The 24,322-nt window shown below is 37.3% G+C and carries 18 protein-coding genes; 13 read left to right on the forward strand and 5 right to left on the reverse strand.

Translation table 11 applies throughout. The annotated features are described in order from the left end of the window. Positions 1-110: 110 nt before the first annotated feature. A complete protein-coding gene (gatC, locus tag AC07VK_RS06585) occupies positions 111-401 on the reverse strand; it encodes an Asp-tRNA(Asn)/Glu-tRNA(Gln) amidotransferase subunit GatC (protein WP_029278731.1) in 291 nt (96 codons plus the stop codon). 2 nt (positions 402-403) lie between these two features. Continuing rightward, positions 404-1,129 (reverse strand): lysophospholipid acyltransferase family protein, encoded by a 726-nt coding sequence (locus AC07VK_RS06590; protein WP_492959173.1) that lies wholly within the window; start codon positions 1,127-1,129, stop codon positions 404-406. Positions 1,130-1,365: 236 nt separating this feature from the next. On the opposite strand from AC07VK_RS06590, the gene trpS reads away from it, so the two are divergent. The 4 genes from trpS to kdsB all read left to right on the forward strand — a co-directional run bounded on the left by trpS (position 1,366) and on the right by kdsB (position 4,122). Further along, the gene (gene trpS / locus AC07VK_RS06595) at positions 1,366-2,364 is read left to right on the forward strand and encodes a tryptophan--tRNA ligase (RefSeq protein ID WP_492959175.1); all 999 of its coding nucleotides are present in this window, start codon (positions 1,366-1,368) and stop codon (positions 2,362-2,364) included. A gap of 90 nt (positions 2,365-2,454) precedes the next feature. After that, on the forward strand, positions 2,455-3,069 hold the full coding sequence (locus AC07VK_RS06600) for a deoxynucleoside kinase (protein WP_025144984.1): 615 nt from the start codon (positions 2,455-2,457) through the stop codon (positions 3,067-3,069). A 64-nt stretch (positions 3,070-3,133) separates the two neighbouring features. After that, positions 3,134-3,337, forward strand: a complete 204-nt coding sequence (locus AC07VK_RS06605) for a DUF5808 domain-containing protein (protein ID WP_492959177.1) — start codon at positions 3,134-3,136, stop codon at positions 3,335-3,337. Beyond that, positions 3,334-4,122 carry a 3-deoxy-manno-octulosonate cytidylyltransferase gene (gene kdsB / locus AC07VK_RS06610; RefSeq protein ID WP_492959179.1) on the forward strand — a complete coding sequence of 263 codons (789 nt, stop codon included), beginning with the start codon at positions 3,334-3,336 and terminating at the stop codon, positions 4,120-4,122. The genes AC07VK_RS06605 and kdsB overlap by 4 nt, the downstream gene beginning before the upstream one ends. Positions 4,123-4,347: 225 nt before the next feature. On the opposite strand, the gene AC07VK_RS06615 is transcribed toward kdsB, so the two are convergent. Continuing rightward, the gene (locus AC07VK_RS06615) at positions 4,348-5,301 is read right to left on the reverse strand and encodes a bifunctional helix-turn-helix transcriptional regulator/GNAT family N-acetyltransferase (protein WP_492959181.1); all 954 of its coding nucleotides are present in this window, start codon (positions 5,299-5,301) and stop codon (positions 4,348-4,350) included. Between the two features lie 105 nt (positions 5,302-5,406). Here AC07VK_RS06615 and AC07VK_RS06620 point away from each other — a divergent pair, with 105 nt between their 5' ends. The 9 genes from AC07VK_RS06620 to AC07VK_RS06660 all read left to right on the forward strand — a co-directional run bounded on the left by AC07VK_RS06620 (position 5,407) and on the right by AC07VK_RS06660 (position 19,454). Next, positions 5,407-5,976, forward strand: coding sequence for a hypothetical protein (locus AC07VK_RS06620; RefSeq protein ID WP_492952171.1), 570 nt, complete (start codon positions 5,407-5,409; stop codon positions 5,974-5,976). A gap of 60 nt (positions 5,977-6,036) precedes the next feature. Continuing rightward, positions 6,037-6,579 (forward strand): hypothetical protein, encoded by a 543-nt coding sequence (locus AC07VK_RS06625; RefSeq protein ID WP_230140423.1) that lies wholly within the window; start codon positions 6,037-6,039, stop codon positions 6,577-6,579. Positions 6,580-6,743: 164 nt separating this feature from the next. Then, the gene (locus AC07VK_RS06630) at positions 6,744-7,220 is read left to right on the forward strand and encodes a DinB family protein (RefSeq protein WP_492959183.1); all 477 of its coding nucleotides are present in this window, start codon (positions 6,744-6,746) and stop codon (positions 7,218-7,220) included. A 193-nt stretch (positions 7,221-7,413) separates the two neighbouring features. Further along, a complete protein-coding gene (locus AC07VK_RS06635; protein ID WP_492959185.1) occupies positions 7,414-10,191 on the forward strand; it encodes an outer membrane beta-barrel protein in 2,778 nt (925 codons plus the stop codon). A gap of 6 nt (positions 10,192-10,197) precedes the next feature. Continuing rightward, positions 10,198-10,959: a GLPGLI family protein gene (locus AC07VK_RS06640; protein ID WP_492952167.1), complete on the forward strand. Its 762-nt coding sequence runs from the start codon at positions 10,198-10,200 to the stop codon at positions 10,957-10,959. 161 nt (positions 10,960-11,120) lie between these two features. After that, positions 11,121-12,737, forward strand: a complete 1,617-nt coding sequence (gene pyrG / locus AC07VK_RS06645; protein WP_492959187.1) for a CTP synthase — start codon at positions 11,121-11,123, stop codon at positions 12,735-12,737. A gap of 20 nt (positions 12,738-12,757) precedes the next feature. Beyond that, a complete protein-coding gene (gene yidC / locus AC07VK_RS06650) occupies positions 12,758-14,560 on the forward strand; it encodes a membrane protein insertase YidC (RefSeq protein ID WP_492959188.1) in 1,803 nt (600 codons plus the stop codon). A gap of 496 nt (positions 14,561-15,056) precedes the next feature. Further along, entirely contained in the window at positions 15,057-17,915 is a 2,859-nt protein-coding gene (locus tag AC07VK_RS06655; RefSeq protein WP_492959189.1) for a S9 family peptidase, read from the forward strand. 267 nt (positions 17,916-18,182) lie between these two features. Further along, positions 18,183-19,454: a nucleoside recognition domain-containing protein gene (locus tag AC07VK_RS06660; RefSeq protein ID WP_492952163.1), complete on the forward strand. Its 1,272-nt coding sequence runs from the start codon at positions 18,183-18,185 to the stop codon at positions 19,452-19,454. Between the two features lie 198 nt (positions 19,455-19,652). Here AC07VK_RS06660 and AC07VK_RS06665 read toward each other — a convergent pair whose 3' ends face one another. Both AC07VK_RS06665 and AC07VK_RS06670 read right to left on the reverse strand, forming a co-directional pair. Then, the gene (locus AC07VK_RS06665) at positions 19,653-21,074 is read right to left on the reverse strand and encodes a SusD/RagB family nutrient-binding outer membrane lipoprotein (protein ID WP_492959191.1); all 1,422 of its coding nucleotides are present in this window, start codon (positions 21,072-21,074) and stop codon (positions 19,653-19,655) included. 11 nt (positions 21,075-21,085) lie between these two features. Next, complete coding sequence (locus tag AC07VK_RS06670) at positions 21,086-24,262, reverse strand: SusC/RagA family TonB-linked outer membrane protein (RefSeq protein ID WP_492959193.1); 3,177 nt, start codon at positions 24,260-24,262, stop codon at positions 21,086-21,088. Positions 24,263-24,322: the final 60 nt, after the last annotated feature.

Consider the following 24,322-nt stretch of genomic DNA (forward strand, 5'->3'; position numbering starts at 1 on the left):
GTTACAAGAGGGTTAAAAATTACTGCACAAATGTTAATCTTAAAGATGCTGAATAAATTTTACTGCGGAGCTTTCCGCTGCGCTACAGGTCAGCATAGCGATTACCTCAATTATTTTTCAATAATTTTTGGCACCATAAAAAATTGGTCGGTATGTTTTGCTGCATTTTTCAAGCCATCAGCTGTAGCTATTTCCTGCTTAACCACATCTTCTCTCCAAACATTTACCGATTCGTTCATATAAACCAGTGGTTTCACATTTGAAGTATCCAGTTCATTTAACTTTTCCATGAATGACAAAATTTTGTTCATTTCAGGGATCAGTGTATCCACCTGTTTTTCATCAATATGAATTCTGGCCAGATCGGCTATTTTATGGATGGTTTTTGCGTCTAAATTCATATTTATACTAACTTACTATCAATCAATCTATAAACCTTTTCTTTCAACACATCAGCATCAACATCGGTCAAAGTTGATGTATTTATGGGTTTGTGGACGTAAATATCGCAAATTCCCGGCTTACTTCCATACTTTGCTCCATCATCCCAATTAATTTTCCAAACATTGCTAATACTCACAGGTACCAACGGTATATTTTTATCGATAGCCAAACGGAAAGGACCATTTTTAAACTCGCCCAACTTTGGTGGGTAATGGTCGTCGATTTTACCCTCCGGAAAAATAATAAGGCTCATCCCCTTTTCTAAATTCTCGCCAGCTTTTTTAAAAGCTTTAAAAGCCGAAATCTTACTTTCGCGATTTACAGAAATATCGATGGTTTTAAAAAAGATACCCAATACCGGATTGCTCAACAGTTCGTCTTTTCCCATAAAATGGAATTTACCATGTCCCATGATACAGAAAATCATGATATCCAGGTTAGAGGTGTGGTTGGCACAATAGATGTAAGTTTGTTTGGGATTTAGCTTTTCTTCGTATTGATAACGAAAAAAAACACCAGAAAACAGGCTACATAAAAAACTGTTGGCTTTCCTAAAAAAATTCAGAATGCTATAATATTTCTCATTACGTGAAGTAACGTAGTATAAAGGATAGAATAGAGCGAAAAAAAACAGTATCCAGAATAAAAACCATACCCGGTGTACTTGTCTTAGAAAATAAATCATAGATAACCAAAAATATAAAATAGTTTGATATTTCAAACAACTGATTGCATTGGGCTAAGATTTGGTTGTATAATACCAATCACTGGCGAAACCCGTTCTAAAGATCTCTCCGCTACGGTTGAGATGACGACTGTACATATAAACTGTAGGTCTTACCAGTATTCAAAAAAAATCTTGCCATTAAAATTGAAACGATTTATGATTTGCATGTATTTTATTTTTAATTTCGTGCCATTATGAAAGAAACAGTGGTGAGCGGTATCCGCTCAACGGGAAAATTACATTTGGGTAATTATTACGGCGCAGTTAAAAACTTCGTTCAGATGCAGAACGATTACAATTGCTACTTTTTTATCGCCGATTTACACTCCTTAACTACACACCCGACTCCAGCCGATTTACATGGAAATATTAAACATGTTTTGGTTGAATATTTAGCTAGTGGAATTGATCCAGAAAACAGTACCATTTATATACAAAGTGATGTTCCGGAAATTGCGGAGCTATATCTATACTTAAATATGAACGCTTATATGGGTGAATTAGAGCGCAGCACATCTTTTAAAGATAAAGTGCGTGCCAACCCCGATAACGTAAATGCAGGTTTGTTAACCTATCCGGTATTAATGGCGGCCGATATTTTAATCCATAAGGCGACCAAAGTACCTGTTGGAAAAGACCAGGAACAACATTTGGAAATGGCCCGTACTTTCGGAAACCGTTTCAACAGGTTATATAATACAGCATATTTCCCTGAACCTTACGCTTTTAGCTACACTGATAAACTGGTTAAAGTACCTGGTTTAGATGGTAAAGGTAAAATGGGTAAATCAGAAGGCGAAGCTAATGCGGTTTACCTATCTGATGACCCTGAAACCATTCGTAAAAAAGTAATGAGAGCGGTTAGTGATGGTGGCCCAACGGAAGAAAACCAACCGAAACCTGAGCCTATTCAGAATCTTTTCGATTTAATGAAAGTGGTTTCGAGTGCCGATACACTTGCACATTTTGAAGATTTGTATAGCAAAATGCAGATCCGTTATGGTGATTTCAAAAAACAACTGGCAGAAGATATGATTATTACGACTGCACCTATGCGTGAGCGTATTTTGGATATTGCCAAAAATGATTCATATTTAAGGCAAGTGGCTAAACATGGTGCATTAAAGGCCCGCGAAAGCGCACAAAAAACCATCAGAGAGGTTCGCAGTTTAATCGGGTTTAAAAGTTTTTAATAATTTTAATAGATTTGAGAAGCGAGACATTAGATTTGAGATTATTTCTCAGTCTCATATCTCAAATCTCACATCTCCAATCTAAAGAAAATGCACATAGCAATTGTAGGAAATATAGGTGCCGGTAAAACTACCCTAACAGGTTTATTGGCCAAAAATTATGGATGGGAAGCTTTATACGAGGCTGTGGACAATAACCCTTATCTGGAAGATTTTTACAGCGACATGAAACGTTGGAGCTTTAACCTCCAGATTTATTTCCTAAATAGTCGTTTTCAGCAAATTACCGATATTGAGGTTAATAAACGTAACGTGATCCAGGATAGAACCATTTACGAGGATGCGCATATTTTTGCAGAAAACCTGCACGATATGGCTTTAATGACCACCCGCGATCATGATAATTACAGGGCTATTTTTGATAATATTACCTCTTTTATTAAACCGCCAGATTTATTGGTTTACCTGCGCGCATCGGTACCTACATTGGTGAATAATATCCAGCGTCGTGGCCGTGAGTACGAAGCGGGTATCCGTATTGATTATCTATCTAAGCTGAACGAAAAATACGAAGCCTGGATTAAAGGTTATAACCTGGGTAAATTATTGATTTTGGATAAAGATAAATTAGATTTCACCAACAACCCAGAAGACCTAGGTACGGTAATCCAATCTATTGAGGCCGAAATAAATGGATTATTTTAACCCCCTGCCCCTAAAGGGGGAGTTGAATTCATAATAAATGGTTTGAATATTTAATGTGATGAATATGGAAAAAGATTTCGAACACGATAATCCAGAGAACTGGAAATGGGGTACTTTTTATTTCAATAAAAAAGATTCGAGATTAATTGTTCCGAAACGTGTAAAATTGCTTGGTTGGACATTCAATTTTGCACAGCCGATATCTTATATTATCATCGCATTGATTTTCATATTTGTTTTTTATCAATTCTATCGAAATAATATATGAGTGATAGAAATTTAAGCTCCACATTAGGAAATCCAAAAATTATCGGAATTATTCCTGCACGATATGCCTCTACCCGTTTTCCGGGAAAACCTCTAGTGGATATTGCCGGAAAAAGCATGATCCAAAGGGTTTACGAGCAGGCATCGAAAGCTGAAAGCTTATCGAAAGTCGTAATTGCCACCGATGATGTACGAATTGCCGATGAAGTAAAAAGGTTTGGTGGAGAATTTATCTTTACCTCATCTAATCACCAAAGCGGAACCGATAGGTGTGCCGAAGTGATTGAACAATTACCAGGATTTGATATTGTAATCAACATTCAAGGAGACGAACCATTTATTGAGCCTGCACAGATTGAATTATTGGCAAGCTGCTTTACTGAAGAAAAAGTACAACTGGCAACATTAATCAAATCTATCCAGAGTCAGGAAAGTGTATACAATCCCAATAGTCCTAAAGTGGTGATCGATGTAAACGGTCGCGCCATGTATTTTAGCCGTAGTCCGATTCCTTTTATCAGAAATGGCGAACCAGGCGTATGGGCAGAAAAGCACCAGTTTTATAAGCACATCGGAATTTACGGTTACCGTACTGAATCGTTAAAAGCCATTACCAAGTTACCACCCTCTTCTTTAGAAATTGCCGAAAGCTTAGAGCAGCTTCGATGGATCGAAAACGGATTTTACATCCAAACAAAAGTAACTGATTTAGAGACAGTTGCAATAGACACACCAGAAGACTTATTAAAACTGAACAAATTACTTAAGGCACTGAAGTTACCTTAACCATTATATAAATTAAAAATTACGTCGTGGTTGTATCATAAATATAGATTTGTCATCCTGTCCAAAGGACTCCTACGGAGAGCTTGTCGAAGGACCTGCTTAAATACTCTTTAAAGTGTTTCGACAAGCTCAACAAGACATCACCTGAGGTGAATCGTCTTTATGATACAGCCTCCTTACAATTAAGATGCTGAAATGAATTCAGCATGACGTATCAAATAGCACCTATCTAATCACCAGTTCCATCTGAATATTACATCGTGTGTAAGGCGTAGGCTTGCCTGCCACTTTTTGAAAACCTAGTTTATGGTAAAGATTTATGGCTGGTTTTAAAATGGTATTGCTTTCTAAATAAATTTTAGATGCGCCTAACGATCTTGCCTTATCAATAATGGCATTTGCCAATAGAAAGCCTACATTTTTTCCCTGAGCTTTTGGCGATACCGCCATTTTGGCCAGTTCAAAATCATATTCGCCATCATTCATCTTAATTAGTGCACAAACGCCCAAAGGTTCACCTTCGTAAAGCGCAACCAATATAAAACCTCCTTTATCTAAAATATAACCCTGCGGATTATCTAAAGCTTTATAATCAGATTCTTCCATGGTAAAGTACTGTGAAATCCACGCTACATTTAGCGACCTGAATATTTCCTGGTATTTGGGCTGGTAATCAACAATCTCAACCTTTAAGCCATCTCTTTCTTTTTTCTTTTCCATTACCCTTCTCAATAAGGTTTTTTGTTCCAATAAAAACTCCCACTCACCTATCGCTTCCCAAAGTTTATTTTGTGTTTGGGCCGAAAGCTCTTCAATGGCAGCATTTACATCAATCAATTGATCTTTAATTTTTTTAGAAATCTCTATACCTGCCGGAGAAAGGCTCACCACATTCCTTCTCCCATCGGTTTTATCCTTTCCCTCTTTAACGTAGCCCTTTTTTAGCATTTCGCTAATAATCTTACTCACCGATGGATGAGAATGGCCAATACCTTTAGCCAGTTCAGTAATCGTTTTTTCTTTCTCTTGTGCTAAAGCATAAAACACAGGAAACCACTTCGGTTGCATATCAATATTATACAACTTATAAATCTGCGCTGCGTCTTCGGTTACTTTATCGGTTAGCATCCTTAACCTACTGCCTATAGCTACTTTACCAGTCTGTTCAAAAAAAATCATGACAATAATTAATTACGTAATCAGTTACGTAAATATAAGAACTAAATTTAGTTTTGCAATAGCTTTGATTGCTTGGGGCTAATATTTTAGTATTTTCGCCTATATATGAAAAAGAAAACGCTCCTCCCTATATTCATTTTATGTACATATGCCAGCTTTGCACAAGATGGGCCCGGCTTAATGATCAAGACAAATGTTTTGAATTTAGTGGCCAAAAGACCTGCAATAGCCATAGAAAAGACTTTTTCGAACCGCTATGGCTTAGAGCTCGCCTACACCTCTGGCGAAATTAAAAATCTGGGCTACCGCGACTACCTCCATTACGAAGGTTTCTTGCTTCGTGCAAAGAAATACATCCGTCCGATTAAGAAAAGGGAAGCCAATGCTTTTTATGGCGTTTATTTCGGAAATCTAGATAAAACTGTTATCTCGCATCGCTCAGTTGATGAAACCGGTATTTTTGGCTGGGGCCGTGATAGGGATTTTAGCGCTGGGTCTGTGCGTTACGGCGGAACATTTGGCGTATCCTTTATTCCGGGAAAACATTTTCTTTTAGAGGGCTTAACAGGCTTAGGTTATGGAGATTATTATCATGTTCAAAATAATTTAAAGAATAGGCTCCCAGGTGGTTATTTCGATTTTCAATTGTGGTTATCTATCGGGTATTCCTTTTAAATTTAAGGGATATCATAAAATATGGACATGAACTAAAACATAAAATTTGTAGTTTTGAATATGAGAAATATACCGCTCTTTGTTGCCATCTGCCTGTTAGCGCTCGTTGCCTGTAATTCGAACAGCAAAAAGGAAACCAACGCCATTGAGTTTAAAAACGTTAACCAGCGCCTGGCCAAGTCTTTTTCTGATTTAAAACGTTTGGACACTTTTAAGATCGAGCTTACAGGGCGGAAACCCGAAGAAATGGTATTGAATTTCACCATCAAAAATGCCGATGGAAAAGAAATTTACAATACCAGAATCAAAGGAACTGAGTTATTGGGCAGTACCGATCCAAATGTTGATCTCTCGAAAGAAAAAGACCAGATTATTTTCTTAAAAACCATTGCTGATGATTTTTTTAGTGATGATAACTTTCTCGAGCCTGCAGTAATGCCCGAAGATAAAGCCGATAATTATACCCCTGACAAGGCCCTTTACGAAGAATTAAAGAAGTCGGGATTAAATGGTTTTAAGTATCGCTTAGGAAAGGAAAACAACATTTACATTGCCTGGAGTGAAAAAGAGCAGAAAGTAAAAATTTACTACAACTGTTGTTAATAGCTATAAATCAATGTCAGGAAATTAGAATCCAATTCGTTGTTAAAAAAAGCCACAGATTCGCAGATTGTATCTAATCTGTGAATCTGTGGCAAAAAATAAAAATTTGTAGAAAAGTAAGTCTTGTACTAAAAGTGCCTAGTTTCAACTAAGGAATGAGACCAATGAAAAGATCTGAATTTATTGCAAACCGATTAAGAGAAGTTTTATTAAATGGATATTGGATTGCCAACACCAACTACCAGGAACAATTGTTAAACATTACCTGGGAACAGGCAAGGCATCAGGTAGCAGATTTAAATACAATTGCAGCTTTAACCTATCACATCAATTATTATCTGGTTGGTATTTTAAATGTATTTAAAGGTGGCCCTTTGGAAATTAAAGATCAATATAGTTTCGACCTGCCGCCAATACAATCAGAAGAAGATTGGAAAAAACTGGTGGAAGAATTTTTGGCAAATTCGGCAGCTTTCGCTGATGAAGTAGCACAAATACCCGACAAAAAATTAGATCAGTTATTTGTAAATGCAAAGTACGGCACCTATCTGCGTAACATAGAAGGCGTAATTGAGCATAGCTATTACCATTTTGGGCAAATTGTACTGATTAAAAAACTGATTTTAGCAGCAACAAAATAAATGTTGCAAACGCATAACTTGCAATTCTTTCCTCCCGCCACTTCTTTTTTAAGAATATTATTCTCCGCAACTCCAGCAGTTATATTTCTTTTTGAAAAAAAATATTTTACTTTATTGCTAACAACTAAATAAATAGTTGTATTTTCAGGCACTTAACCAAACAACCATTTATTAACGCCTCTTTACCAAATACATGCTCAAACCATTACTATTAGCGCTCGTTTTTTCGTTATTTTTTCTTCCTGTATTCGCTCAATACGCTAGTATAAAAGGCGTTGTGGTTGATACCGTTGAAAAAACAAAATTACAGAATAGCTCTATCCTATTAATATCAAGCAAAGATTCCATTTTAATTAAAGATGCCCGTACCAAGGCTAACGGTGAATTCGAGTTTTCGAATTTAAAAAAAGGAAATTATACCCTGGTGGTCACTTTTCCGAGAATGGCCGATTATATAAGAGACATCCAACTGTCCGATTCATCAAGGTTTAACCTGGGTAATATCGCGATGGACAGCAAAGCCACACTTTTAAACGAAGTGGTAATTAAAGCCCAAAAGCAGGCCATTAGCATGAAGGGCGATACCATAACTTATCAGGCAGATAGTTTTGCGGTAAAACCACATGCCAATCTACAGGATTTATTAAGGCGCTTACCTGGAATTGAGGTTGACAAAGATGGCGCAATAAAAGCTGGCGGAAAAGATGTAAATACACTTTTGGTTGATGGCGAGGAATTTTTTGGTGATGATCCGCTTCTGGCACAGAAATACCTGAAAGCCAATGCAGTTAGCGAAGTTCAGGTTTATGACAAAAAAACCAAAGAGGAAGAATTATCTGGTATAAAAGAAGGTGATGCCAAAGAGAAGGTAATGAACATCAAACTCAAGGAAAACGCCAAAAACGGATATCTCAGCACCCTGGATGCCAACAGCGACCTTAAGCACTACAAAAACATTGGTGGCATGGCTGGTATTTACAAAAACAAACTGAAAGCCGCAGTATTTGGATCCAACTCCAATACCAATCAGGATTCGAAGGCAAGCGCCGCCATGAGCAAATTAAAAGGCAATGATTATGATGTAATTGAAGTTGGCGATGATGGCAGTACGGTGATGATCAGTTATGGCAGCAGTGGAGATGAAGATGATTTTTCACCATCAAGCGGCCTGCCAGATGTAACGGGATATGGTGCACATTTTTCTAACAAATGGAACGAAAACAAAGTTGGCCTAAAACTCAATTACAAAGGCAGTGACAGAAACATATTAGACAGAACAACTTCGAAAAACCAGTCGTTACTGCCCAACGGAACTAATTTCTTTAGCGAAGGCAGCTCGAACAGCGAAACCCGAAACAGTGGCCAGAGTTTAAAAGGCAGTGTCGATATTAAATTGGATTCGCTTTCTACCCTAAAAATATCCTTCGCAGGTAGCAAACGCAAAAACAGCAGCCAGTATATCAGCAAGAACGAAACTAAAAATGACGCAGGGATATTTGTAAATAATAGTGATCAGTATAATGATAGTAATGGCGACAATGACCTGTTTAACGGCAATATAAACTACTCCAAAAAGTTTGTCAAAAAAGGGAGAACACTCTCGATTGATTTACAACCTGAAACCAAAAGTAGTACCAGTTTGGGCACCAGTTTAAGTGTAACCCAATACTACGATGGGAATGGAGCAATCAATAGAATTGTTAACCAAAACTTCCTGAACGATAATTCGGGTAGAGAAAGCTCACTTGGCACCAGAATATCGTATACCGAACCTTTGGGCAGGCAATTTTCATTACAAACAGCCTACAGTTTTAAAACGGTAACATCCAATAGCCATAAACTTGTATTCGATAAATCATTAAATAATAAACGAATCGATTCATTGAGCAACAATTTCGATTTCAATAATTTTTCGAACATTGGTAAAATTGTGCTGCAATACAGGTCAAAGAAGTTCACGCTATCTGGTGGTGCGGAGGCTACCGAAACTACATTTGAGCTGAATGATCTGGACCGAGCCAATAAATTTAACCGAAACTATTTAAACTGGGCCCCACAGAGCAACTTTAATTATAAACTTGGCAAAAACACCAGCGTATCGTTAAACTACAATGGTAGTACCCGACAGCCGAGTTTAGATCAGTTGCAACCTATCAGACAAATTAATAATCCACTTTACGAAATAAGAGGTAATCCAAATTTAAAACCATCTTTCAACAATAATTTTGGCTTTAATTTAAACACGTATCAGCAAAAATCTCAGATGTACGCATATGTGTATGGTGGCTATAGCTTTACAAAAAATGCCGTTGTGAGCTCAAGAACAGTAGATGATGTGAATAAAACCGTTAGCAGTTATATCAATTTAAATGGTAATAATAATTTTTACGCAGGTGCGAGTTTTAATAAAAGTTTTAGCAAAACCGGTTTAAACACAGGATTAAATGCCAGTTTCAACCATTCGAACGCTGTATCGATCTTAAATAATAAATTGAATGAGAATGTGAACAATAGTATTAATATACGCCCTCGTTTTAGCTATTATGGAGATAAAGTTCAAATTCAATATAATTCATCGGTTACATTTTCGAACAGCCGTTCGTCAATCGGTTCGATAAACAATGGCAAAAACTTTAGCCACAACCATGATATTTCTGGAAATATAGAACTTCCATACAATACAGAATTTAATACATCGATATCCTTGTCATATCAACCAGCAAATTCTTCGTTTAGTACCCCCGTTAATATTGCCTTGTGGAATGCATTTTTATCAAAAAAGATGCTCAAATCACAAGAATTAGAGCTTAAAGTATCCATTTCTGATATTTTAGCTGAAAAAATCGGCTATAACCGTTACGTTGGTGGCAATAATATCAGTGAATATACCAACAGCTTCATTCCCAGGTATGTCCTAATTGGCATCACCTATAATTTAACCGGAAACTTTGTTAAACAAGACAAAAAATAATTGAAGATGAAAAATTTAGGACTCAGCATAATCTTGTTTTTTGCAGTTATAGTAGTGCGTGCACAAACTGTTTTCATCAAAAGCGCTAAAATAACTTTCGAGAAAAAGATCAATCAAAAACAGCAATTGGCATCAAATACCTGGATATCGGACGATGCGAGGGATAAAATGAGCAAATACAGAATTTCCAGCTGGGATTATAGTTTTAACGACAGTAGCTCCATTTATAAGATTAAACCGAAAGAGACCTTAAGCGACAATAATTTCTTCTTTATTGCCGGTGAGAATACGAATGAGCTTTATACCGATTTTAGCAAAAAAACAAGAGTAATGAGAAAACCAATAAGTGGCGAAGATTTTATTTTAAAAGACACTATCCCTCATCTCAATTGGAAAATCATGCACGATGTACGCCAAATTGCAGGTTACGAATGCCGTAAAGCAATAGCAGTAATAAACGATTCGGTTACTGTAGTGGCTTTCTATAGTGAAGAGATTTTATTAAAAGGCGGTCCTGAAGGATTTACGGGCTTACCAGGCATGATATTGGGCCTAGCCATTCCCCGGTATAACACCACCTGGTTTGCCACCAAGGTTGAAGCTAAAAACGTTCCTATCTTAACCATTGCTCCTCCTGCAAAAGGAAAAAGAACCGATACCGAAAAAGATTTCAAAAAAATGATCGACCTCTATACCCGTTATGAGGATAAAAAGAATCCCAGAAAGATAGAAGATATTAAAAAAGAACTTTATACGCTGATACTTTAAGCGGCTTTTTTAGCTAAAATAGTCAATATCAGTGATATAATATGACGAAAAAATATTCTGGCAAGTATCTAATCGAGCGATAATTTTTTGTACCTTTGTATCCCGTACAAAAACAATTAAACAGGTCCAAAACACCTGGTTAATTCCACAAATTATCAATCATGACAAAGTATATTTTTGTTACGGGCGGTGTTACTTCCTCTTTAGGTAAGGGCATCATTTCCGCATCTTTAGCTAAACTTTTACAGGCACGTGGCTACCGTGTAACCATTCAAAAATTCGATCCGTACATTAATATCGATCCAGGAACTTTAAATCCATACGAACATGGCGAATGCTTTGTTACGGAAGATGGTGCTGAAACCGACTTGGATCTTGGTCATTATGAGCGTTTCCTTAACGTTCCAACATCACAGGCAAACAACATTACTACCGGCCGTATTTACCAGAATGTAATTAATAAAGAGCGGAAAGGTGAATATCTGGGCAAAACTGTTCAGGTTGTACCCCACATTACCGACGAGATTAAACGCAACATGCGCATTTTAGGTGATAGCGGTGAATATGATATTGTAATTACAGAACTTGGTGGCACTGTGGGTGATATCGAATCATTACCATTTATTGAGGCTGTTCGTCAGTTTAAATGGGAAGAAGGCAGTACCAACGCTATTGTTATCCACTTAACCCTGGTACCTTACTTAGCTGCTGCCGGCGAGCTAAAAACCAAGCCGACACAACACTCTGTTAAAGCGTTGTTGGAGTATGGAATACAGCCGGATATATTGGTTTGCAGAACCGAGCACCACATTAGCCCTGAGATCAGAAAAAAAATTGCTTTATTTTGTAACGTTAACATCAATGCGGTAGTCGAATCGATGGATGCATCTACTATATATGATGTGCCATTGTTAATGTTAAAAGAACAATTGGATAAAACTGTTTTATCGAAATTAAAATTACCGACCAAAAGCGATCCCGATATGGAAAGCTGGAAAGATTTCCTGGGCCGTTTAAAAAATCCTACGGCAGAGGTTAAAATTGGTTTAATCGGTAAGTATGTAGAACTACCTGATGCTTATAAATCAATTATCGAATCTTTTGTACACGCAGGTTCGAAAAATGAATGTAAGGTTAAAGTAGAATATATACACTCTGAAGGCATTTTCCCTGATAATGTAAAAGATAAATTAGGTCATTTACAAGGTGTTTTAGTTGCACCAGGTTTTGGTAGCCGCGGTATTGAAGGTAAAATTGATGCCATAAAATATGTTCGCGAGAATAATATTCCTTTCTTCGGAATCTGCCTGGGTATGCAATGTGCTGTTATCGAATTCGGACGTAACGTTTTAGGTTTGAAAGATGCACATACTACAGAAATTGAAGAAAATGCTGCCAATCCGGTAATTAACATGATGGAAGAGCAGAAAAAAATAACAAATAAAGGTGGAACGATGCGTTTAGGCTCTTATCCTTGTGATATTAAAAAAGGAACTAAAGCCTTTTCTATTTACGGTAAATCGCACATCAATGAACGCCACCGTCACCGTTACGAATTTAACAATGCTTATTTAAAGCAATATGAAGATGCAGGAATGATTGCATCAGGTATGAATCCGCAAACCAATTTAGTTGAAATTGTGGAGCTTAAAAATCATCCATTTTTCGTAGGCGGACAGTTTCACCCAGAATTAAAATCAACAGTTGCTAATCCTCACCCACTTTTTGTTAAATTTGTCGCCGCTGCGATGGAGTTTGCGAAAAAGAAAACGAATTAAAAGCAGTATAAACATAAATAATGGATAGAAATACCTTCACAGGACTGTTCCTGATCATGATCATTTTGGCAGGATCATTCTACTTTTTGAAGCCAAATGAAGCTGAAGTAAAAAGAGAACAAGTAAGAATCGACTCTACAAAAAGAGCCGATTCGCTAAAAAAGATTGGCGTAAGTCCAATTCAAAAAGACACAACAAAAACTGCTGCGATTGCTAACCCAGCTGTAGATTCTTTAGCCCTAAAAGGCCCTTTTGGTACCGCAATTACTGGCACTGAAACTAAAACTACTTTAAAAAATGATAAATTATTAATCACTTTTAGCAATAAGGGTGGTAAAATATCATCAGTAGAAGTATTAGGTCAAAAAACCTTTAATGGTAAGCCACTAATTTTATTTGATGGTAACCAGAATAAATTTGGTTTAAACCTTAATGCAGCTGGTAAAGTTATAAATACAAACGATTTATACTTTAAACCTACGCAAGTGGGTAATACATTAACAATGCGTGCGGATTATGGCGCTAACGCCTATGTAGCGTTTGTTTACAATTTAAAAGCAGGCAACAATCTGGCTTTCAACATTAATTTAGTTGGTTTACAGCAAGTTATTTCTGGCAACAGTATTGGTTTAAACTGGGAAGCTACTTTATTACAACAAGAGAAATCTATCGAAAGTGAACACCGTTATTCTGCACCTTACTACAAATATGTAGATGGTGATGTAAACCATTTAAGTGTTTCTAAAGATGAAAAAGAAGAATTAACAAAAGGAAAAATCCAATGGTTTTCTTTTAAACAACACTTTTTCTCGACTTCTTTAATTGCTAAACAAGGTTTCGAAAAAGGAAATTTAGAAGTTAAAATTCCAACAGCTCCTGGCCAAATAAAATATTATGCCGCAAATATGGAATTGCCATATGCACATTCGGCAAATCAGGCATATGAAATGGAATTTTACTTCGGAACCAATAAATTTTCTGCGTTAAAAGATCAAGGGTATGATCTGTATCAGCAAATTGATATGGGTTATTGGCCGTTAAAGTATATTAACCGTTGGGTTGTATTACCAGTATTTAACTTCTTAAACAACTTTGGCTGGAACTTTGGTTTAATCATACTGGTATTGACCATTTTATTAAAACTTGCTTTATCACCTCTTACTTACAAGTCATACCTATCAATGGCTAAAATGAGGGTATTGAAACCAGAAATGGATGAAATTAAAGCTAAAGTAGGTGAAGATAACCCAACATTGGTTCAACAGGAATATTTAAAATTATACAAAAAAGCTGGCGTAAACCCGCTGGGTGGGTGTTTACCGATGGTGTTACAATTGCCTTTGGTAATGGCCTTTTTCTTCTTCTTCCCGAACTTGTTCGAATTACGCGGTGAGAGTTTCCTTTGGATGAAAGATTTATCTACTTATGATGAGTTTATCAAATTTGGCGTAAAAATCCCTTTCATTGGCGATCACTTGAGTTTAATGTGTGTATTGATGACCATCTCTACATTGATTATGACTTATTTTAACAACCAGGTTTCTGGAGCTACAGGCCAAATGAAATACATCGGTTACATTATGCCGATTATTTTCTTAGGTGTATTAAACAGCTACCCTGCCGGATTAAACTATTATTATTTCTTGGCCAACTTGATGACTTTCGGACAGCAGTTCTTAATCCGTAAGATGGTTGATGATGATAAAATCCACGCGTTGATTCAGCAAAACAAAGCCAGACCAGCTGATGAGAAAAAGAAAAAATCTAAATTCCAACAGCGCTTAGATGATTATATGCGTCAGCAGCAACAGGCTAAAAAATAATTTAGTCTTTAATGATATGAAAACCCTCGGTTGCTTAAAGTAATCGAGGGTTTTTAATTTTAAGCCGAGCGTAAAGCGAATTTTGTCATTTCTACCGAAGTGCAGTCCCCACGTTAAATCAGGAAAGAAATCTTCAATTGAAGTGACGATGATGTTTGTGATCTGTGAGGACACAGACCACGGAGATGGTTTTTTTTTTGGAGGAGAGCGATAAGCGCATGGCGTTAGACGTGAAGCGCGAGATCTAAAAGAAAGGGCGTCATCTCGACTGGAGTGCAACGGAACGGAGAGATCTGTCTCGATAGATTTCTTTTGTCCATAGTTGATCACTAGTAATTATTAATTTCCATCATCCATTTTACGTCTTACATTATCCATTTTGCTTCCTCAATTCCCTTTTTAATTGTAATATTTGGCATACAAGTTTCCTAATAAGGTAAAAAATTCCAATTTTAGAAGATTAAATCTCAACCAACAAATTAATTAACTTTTAAAAATGCAAAAGAGACTAACTATTATTCTGTTTTTCGTTGTCAGCTTTGCCTACGCACAAAAGAAACCATTAGACCATTCTGTATATGATACCTGGGAATCAGTAGGAACAAAGCAATTATCAAATAATGGTCAATGGGCGATGTACAGCATCTTACAGCAAGAGGGTGATGCACAATTGTACCTTACCAATATTAAAACGAATGCGAAGATTAATATACCGAGGGGGATGAACTCGCAGTTTAGTAATGATTCTAAGTTTGCGGCTTTTAACATCCGTCCTTTAAATAAAGATTTACGTCAGGCTAAAATTAAAAAGAAAAAGCCTGATGAATTACCTAAAGATTCGTTGGGCATTGCCAACCTCACCACTAGTGCCGTTACCAAAGTGGCAAGGGTAAAATCTTTCAAATTCCCTGAAGAAGGTGCTGGCGTAATGGCTTATCTGACCGAAAAGCCAGATACAGCAAAGAAAACGGCAAAACCAACTGAAAAAAAAGATGGTGAAATGGATTTTGCTGATGATGAACCTGCTGCAAAAGGTAAAACCGACGAAGGAACCGATTTAGTGGTAAAAAATCTTTTAACGGGCACAGATAAAACTTATAAATTCGTTACCGATTATTATTTCAGTAAAGATGGTAAACAGTTGGTTTTTGCCTGTAGCGGATCTAAAAAGGACAAAACAGCTCCACAAGGAGTATTTTTGCTAAACACAGAAAAAGGCACATTAAAAACCCTAATTAAAGGTAAAGGAAGTTTTAAAAACTTCACTTTTGATGAGGAAAGCGAGCATGTGGCTTTTGTGGGCGAACAAAGTCCGGAGAAACAGGAAATAAAAAATTACAATATTTATTACAACTCTTTAACACTAGATACGGCGCAGATACTGGTTGATTTTGATATGCCGGGATTACCTGCAAAATGGTCGGTTAATGGCGATGGTAAAATAACCTTTAGTAAAGATGGCAAGAAATTGTTTTTCGGCATCTCTCCTATCAAAAAACCAAAAGACACCACTATTGTAGATTTCGAAGTGGCCAAAGTTGATGTTTGGAATTACAAAGACGACTACTTGCAGCCTATGCAGCTTAAAAATGCTGATAGAGACGGTAAAAAAAGTTATTTATCGGTGATTGACGTTTACAGCAGTGATCCTAAAGTGATTCCATTAACGGATATAAAATTACCTGATGCCAATCTGATTGCTGAAGGTGATGCGAATCTGGTTTTAGCCTCTACAGACTATGGCCGCAGGATCGAATCACAATGGAGTGGTTCTACCTCAAAAGATTATTATCTGGTTGATACTAAAAACGGTCAGAAAAAGAAAATTATTGATAATTTAAGCGGTTATGCAATGGCTTCTCCTGGCGGAAACTATGTTTTATATTTTGATAGAAAAGCAGGTAGCTGGAATACTTATAGTGTAACTACCGGAAAAGTAACCGTACTAACAGCAGGTTTAAGCGAAAAATTTGTTGATGAGGAAAACGATGTGCCGGATTTACCTTCTGCTTATGGTTTAGCCACCTGGACTGAAGGTGATAAAGCTGTTTTAATTTACGATAAATACGATATCTGGTCGTTCTCACCAGATGGAAAATCGGCACCAAAAAATATTACCGCCGGTTTTGGAAGAGCAAACAACATTACTTTCCGTTACGAAAGAGTACAACAGGATAACAGATTTGAGCGCAATGCAGATAGCAAATTTGTAAAAGCGAACGAAACGGTTTGGTTAGATGGTTTTAACCATTTAACTAAAGAAAACGGGTTTTACCGTACCAACATAGGTTCAGCTAAGGCGCCAGAATTGGTAGTAATGGCTAAGTTTAAATATTCAAACCTGCTAAAGGCTAAAGATGCTGATGTTTACATTTACGATAAAGCTAATTATGTAGAATCGCCAAATATTTATATCACTACCGATTTCAAAACTGAAACCAAATTAAGCAATACTAACCCTCAACAAAAAAACTACAATTGGGGCACGGCTGAGCTGGTTAAGTGGACTACGCCGAAGGGCTACAAAGCTGAAGGTATACTGTACAAACCGGAAAATTTCGATCCAAATAAGAAATATCCGATGATTGCGTATTTCTACGAAAAACTAACGGATGGTTTGTACACTTACCAAGCGCCGGCGCCTACTCCATCTCGCTTAAACATTTCTTATTTCGTGAGTAATGGATACCTGGTTTTTGCGCCAGATATTAGCTATGAAACTGGTCATCCAGGCAAATCGGCAGTTGAATTTATCAATTCAGGTGTAGAAAGCCTGAAGAAAAATAGCTGGGTAGATGGCAGTAAAATCGGTATCCAAGGTCAAAGCTGGGGTGGTTACCAAGTAGCCTATCTCATTACACAGAATAACATGTATGCCGCTGCTTGGGCTGGTGCACCTGTAGTTAATATGACTTCTGCCTATGGTGGTATCCGTTGGGAAACTGGTATGAACCGTCAGTTCCAATACGAAAAAACGCAGAGCCGTATCGGTGCAACACTTTGGGAAAAACCAGAATTATATATCGAGAACTCACCATTATTTATGTTCCCGAAAGTAAATACTCCTGTTGTGGTAATGGCTAATGATGCAGATGGTGCTGTACCTTGGTATCAGGGTATTGAAATGTTTACTGGTCTGCGCCGTTTAGGTAAACCAGTTTGGATGCTGAACTATAATGGCGAAGCGCATAACCTGGTTCAACGCCAGAACCGTAAGGATATTCAAATCCGTGAGCAACAGTTTTTCGACTATTATTTAAAAGGTGCAAAAGCTCCAGCTTGGATGACAAGTGGAATTCCAGCTACTGAAAAAGGAAAAACCTGGGGTTTTGAACTAACAGATGATAAACCGTAGTTAGTCGGAATCTGAAGTCCATAGTTGATAGTGAATAAACTATTGGCTATGGACTTTTCTTTGGTTAATAGTTTGATAGTTCTTAGCTAACGGCCTAACAGTTTATAAGGACCTTAGCAATCAACCATTAAACTATTGACCATAACCCATTATTTAGCTTGCATAAGCTGACTTCGGACTAAAGACTGCCGACTCCGGGCTCTCCCGCTATGAACTTTCGACTAAAAAAGGTATTTTAACCCCTTCAAATAAAACTAAACAATCCTAATGGCATTAAGCAGAATTTGGTCAGCATTTATTATCGTGGCTATTGTTGTAGCAAGTATTAAATGTTTCTTTTTCGGACATAGCGATATTTTTAACTGGATGGTAATCGGCAAATCATCCGATCCATTAAACCCTTTAAAATTAGACGGCATTATCGAAACCTGCTGGATAGCGGTGGATCTTTGTATTAAATTAATTGGAACACTGGCTTTATTTATGGGGCTAATGAGCATCGCCGAAAAAGCAGGCGGTATCCGTTTATTATCCAGAATTATTGGACCTTTCTTTTCGAAACTCTTTCCCGAAATTCCGAAAGGGCACCCATCTATGGGACATATGATCATGAATTTCTCTGCTAATTTGTTGGGCTTGGATAATGCAGCCACCCCATTTGGTATAAAGGCGATGGAAAGTTTGCAGGAGCTTAATCCAAATAAGGATGTTGCCAGCAATTCGCAGATTATGTTTTTATGCTTGCATGCTGCCGGCTTATGCCTAATTCCCGTTAGTGTAATTGCCATTAGGTCGACTCAAAATGCGCAGGACCCAACTGATATTTTCATCCCGTGTTTGATTGTAACTTTTGTAGGTACCATGGCTGCAATGCTCATTGTATCCTTTAAACAAAAGATAAACTTACTTCAACCTGTTATCATTACCTGGGTATTAAGTATCTCGGCACTGGTTGGCTTACTGGTTTGGTACGTAAGTAAGTTAAATGCAGAAAGCATAAAATCATTTTCAGGCTTGTTAAGCGGTGGAATAATTTTATTGATCTTTTTATTGATTGTATTGGGTGCACTGTATAAAAAAATTGATGTTTTTGATGCATTTATTGATGGCGCCAAAGGCGGATTTGAAACTGCACTGAAAATTATCCCCTATTTAGTTGGAATTTTAGTTGCAGTAAGCATGTTGAGAACCAGTGGAACTTTCGATGTAATCATGAGCGGGATTAAAAACATGTTTGTGTTTTTAGGAGCCGACACCAAATTTGTTGATGCGCTGCCCACAGCTTTAATCAGGCCTTTAAGCGGTGGTGCCGCCCGAGGAATGATGGTAAGCACCATGATTTCCAGCGGACCAGATTCATTTGCCAGTAAACTGTCTGGTGTTTTTCAAGGTGCGTCTGATACCACTTTCTATGTAGTAGCGGTTTACTTTGGATCTGTTGGAATAAAGAATACACGTTATGCTATTGGTTCAATGTTATTGGCTGATCTAGTTGGGGTTTGTACAGCCATAGCGCTTAGTTATATGTTTTTTGCGTAAATCGCGGTTCATTGGTCATTGGTTTATTAGTCATTAGTGTGTTGATCCATCTATCATTATTGCGAGACTGATTCACCCATTGCATTCAGCATGACAAAGAAAGCGTTTAACAGCTACAAAAAATCCCTGCCAGAAAATTATCTGGCAGGGATTTTAATATAAACAAGAGCTGTATTTAAACGCTAATACAGTATTGTTTTAAGGTTTATCCCACCAAACTCGAGCATTTAAATCATCACTACCAAGATAAGGAAAGGCTGCAATTGCGGCTTTGTAATTCTCGGTATTATTAGCCTGTTCTTGCGTGGGATAACCTTCTCTTCTTGGTATCGGTTTGTTGTTGTTGTTTGGTGCTGGAACCAAAAAGCTGGGGAAACCAGTTCTGCGCCATTCGGCCCAGCCCTCATAACCGTGCATAAATAAATGCACCCAACGCTGATTTCCAATCTGCTCTAATGCAGTAAGTGGGTTGTATATTACTGAAGCATTTAATTTATAGGCAGCTAATCCACTGATATCATTGTTATTCCATTGTCTTATAGATTGTTCAATGGCCAGATCGTAATTTGTTTTTGCAACAGCATCACCACCGGCAATCCAGGTCCTTTTTGCTGCTTCAGCCAATGCAAATAAAGCTTGTGCGTAAGTAACTAAATAAACCGGAGAATTTTGTTGACGTATTGCTGTCCCCAATAACGAATAATTGCCTGGCGTAACTGTTGTAGATAAACCGTAATCTAAACCAACATAATCTCCAGCAGTATTCTTTACTGCGAAAATTGGTAATCGTGGATCATTTAAAGGCTTCATAAAATCTACAACTGGCTTACTCACCGCGAACCAGTTTCTGCTGAGTACGGTGAATGAATTATACCAATAATTCTCCTGTGCAGTAACAGCCAAATGAGGGTAGGCCAAATTATCGGTATTAGCTGTCATAATCCCATTGGCGATGGCCTTATTAAATTCGGCACTTCCTTTTGTTTGGTCAACTTTGCTTAAACGCAACGCCATTAACAAATGAATGGTATTGCCTAAACGTTTCCATTTAGCAACATCGCCACCATAAACAATATCATTTTTTAAGTTACCAGTAACAAAACCGGCATTTGCCTCGTCGAGCAGTGCGAAAAGATTATTGTAAATACTTTGTTGAGAATCGTACTTAGGTGTAAAGTTGTCTTTTCCTTTTAGTGCCTCACTATATGGTAAAGCCCCCCATCGATCTGTTGCATGCCACATAAAATAGGCTTTTAATATTTTAGCTACTGCGACCTGGTTGGCAATTGGCCCTTCACTCGCATCAAGGCTGGTATTGGTTATAACATTCTCTAGATTGATCAATGGCCCTTGGTATAAACCATAAAAATTAAAATTAGTGGTTACATATCTGGAATTGTCAGGAAAAGAGGTATTAGATAAATATTGTGGATAATGAACACCGTATGGAGAAGAACTTAACGTTGGTAAAAATTGCTCTGAATTGGCAATCAACTGCGTTCCCGATGCTTTCGTAGGATTATTTGGATCAGTATTAATCGAATCCTTAAATTTATTACAACTGCTTGATAAGGTTAAAACCATTAAGCAATAGTATATTGATTGATGTAATTTTTTCATGGTCTTAAGATTTAAAATTTCACGTTTAAGGTTAAACCAAAAGAACGTACCGTTTGCAGTTCTCCTTTTTCAATCCAGCTAATGGCTGAGCTTCCAGAAGAAAGCTCTGAAGGGTCGACACCTTTAGGCGCTTTTTGCCAGATCATTACCGGGTTACGTGCCACCGCCGAAAGTTTAATGGCTTTAAATGGTGTTTTACTTAAAAGCTTAGCATCGAAGTTATAGCCTAAACTTAACTCACGAATTTTAATATAAGATGCATCGTAAACCCACTCATCATAAAATTTAGTCCCTAGGTTTGTTCTATAATACGTTCTGGCATCTACATAAGCAGTAACGGGCTGACCTGTAATTGAAGATATTCCCGAAACTTTTACACCACCACCGTTTGCAATGGGTTCACGAACGTTCACTCCTTTATCGTTAAGTGCAGCTGTAATTTCTGATTGTCCCGATTTTGCGGCTAACATTTGGCTCCAGCTGAAGAACTTGCCCCCACTCTGGAAGCTGAATGCAGCACCAAGATCGAATTTCCAAATTTTAAAATTGTTGGTAATACCGCCTGTATAGTTTGGTACCACACTTCCAAAATCGACCCCAATTACAGAAATAGGCATATTATCTGCACCTAAAAGTATTTCTCCAGTTGCCGGATCACGTTTATAACCTGGGCCAACTAAATTTCCGAAAGATTGATTTAGTGAAGAATTTAAAAAGATGGTTTGGCTCGAATAGGTATTCTGATCGAGCTGATAAACCCCAATTCCAGTATATAATTCTTTAATGGTATTTTTATTCTTTGCATAATTTATGCTAATATCCCATGTAAACAACTTAGATTTAATGGGCTGACCATATAATGTAAGCTCCAAACCCTTGTTTTCTATCAAGCCAGCATTAACCACATATGTTTCATAGCCACTAGCGCCAGACACCGATAAATTAATCACCTGATTTTTATTTCGCTGTTGATATAAGGTAAAATCCATCCCCACCCGATTATTCAAAAACCTTAAATCTACCCCTGCTTCATAGGAATTGGCAAATGATGGTTTAAGGTCAGGATTTTTTAAAATATCTGGTACCGTTAAAGAGCTTATTGTTCCACTTGCTGCAGGATATGGGCTACCAAAAGCATAGGTAATTGCAGTTTGGAAAGGATCAAAATCAGAACCTGCAATAGCGTAACTCGCCCTTAATTTACCATAAGTAAGCACTTTTGATTTGATCAGGTTACTAAATAAAAAACTTCCTGAAACAGATGGGTACCAATAAGAGTTATTTGCAGCTGGTAAGGCCGATGATATATCATTGCGGATAGATGCATCAAGAAAATAGGTATCCTTGTAACCGAACGAACCCATGGCGTAAATACTTCTTACCTGTTTCTGGCGGAGATACGAACTACTGTTTGGCCGATCTACAGAAGCAGCAATGGTATAAGTGTTTGGACTGGATAAACCTCCAACTGTTGATTGCGATGTTTGGGTAAATTTGGTGGTGTAAAGATTGGCACCTGCATTGATGTTGATCGAAAAATCGTTAATATTCTTATTGAACTGAGCTAAAAATTCATAATTATTATCTATTCCATCTGCTTTGGTAATGGCATAGTTATCTAAATTCCGACCACCAAGAGGCTCTTTGTGTGTAATATTTTGACTAAACATATCTGAACGAACAAAACCGCTGATTTTTAATTCTGGTAATAGCTGGTAACTCAGATTTACATCACCAAATAAACGGTTACGATCATCGTTATTTAGTACTTCATAAGCATCAAAAAATGGATTGTTCCAATCACTAGGCTTATTGGTGGCAATTACACCCGCTGTGTTTGGATTTACATTCCAGTTTAAAATAGTACCATCAGCATACCTGTAATTTCTAAGTGTATTAACATCTAAGTTACGCTGAAACCATTGCACAGCGCCAGTAAATGAACCCTGATAACCTTGTGTTGGCCTTTGTCCTGAATTATTGGCGTAGTTTACATTGGCACCTACCGTAAGCTTTTTAGTTAAATCGAAAGTGGTGCTTAAACTTAGATTATTTCTTTTTAACCAGGTATTTGGAATAGTCCCTTTTGCATAAGCATTAGTATAACCGATTTTAAAAGTAGAATTTTCTGAACCACCAGTAAGAAATATTCCATTATTTACATTTTGGCCTGTTTCAAAAAAATCTTTAATATTGTTCGGTTGCGGTTCAAACGGACTTAGTTGGCCATACTCTGGATCCTGTGGATAAAAGCTGTTGATTTTTCTGATCGGAGTACCGTCCATTTTTGGACCCCAGCTTTCATCATTTCCATTTACATAATTTTGTCCATTGGTCAGTTTAGAAAAAACCTGGCTATTTCCTACCCCGTAAATGTTCTGTAGTGGCAAAAAGTTTCCAATTTTATCTATAGTATAGGCAGAACTGATATCAATCTGCATTTTGGCTCCCTTCCCCCCTTTTTTAGTGGTAATTAATAGCACACCATATTGCCCTCTTATACCATACAGCGCAGACGCAGCTGGTCCTTTTAAAACATTGATCGACTCAATATCATCGGGATTAATATCTTGAGAGGTATTTCCATAATCGACACCATTTTCGCCTCCAGCAAAATTATTCTGTGTAATGGGTGTGCCATCCACCACCATTAAAGGTGAGCCACCACCAGTTAATGAATTTACACTTCTGATCTTAATTTTTTGCGTTCCACCTAAACTTGCACCTGATGAACCAGTTACCTGAACACCAGCTATTTTACCAGCTAACGAACCAATTACGTTGGTTTCTTTGGTCATGGTTAATGCATTACCATCAACCTTTTGGGTGGCATAACCGATCGATTTTTCAGATCTCTTAATTCCTAAAGCTGTTACAACTACTTCGGAAAGTTCTTTGGAATCGGATAAGAGTTTCACATCAACCTGTGTTCGGCCACCAACAGCTACCTCTTGGGTAACAAAGCCTATTGATTTAAAAACCAGTGTAACATTATTTGATGGAACAGTAATGCTGTAAGAACCATCACCGCCTGTAGAAGCGCCGGTTGTACTGCCTTTAACCAGCACACTTACACCTGGAATACCAACATTGTTTTCGTCTGTTACCTTACCCTTTACAATTGTTTGGGCATAGGAAACTACATAACAAGTTAAAATTCCTAATAGCATTAGTAATTTTTTGTTCATAATGAAAGATTTAGGTTATTGATTAGTTAAGTTCTTGTTAAAATACACAATTTAACCCAT

The organism is Pedobacter sp. GW821-FHT01D05 (genome assembly GCF_059422505.1).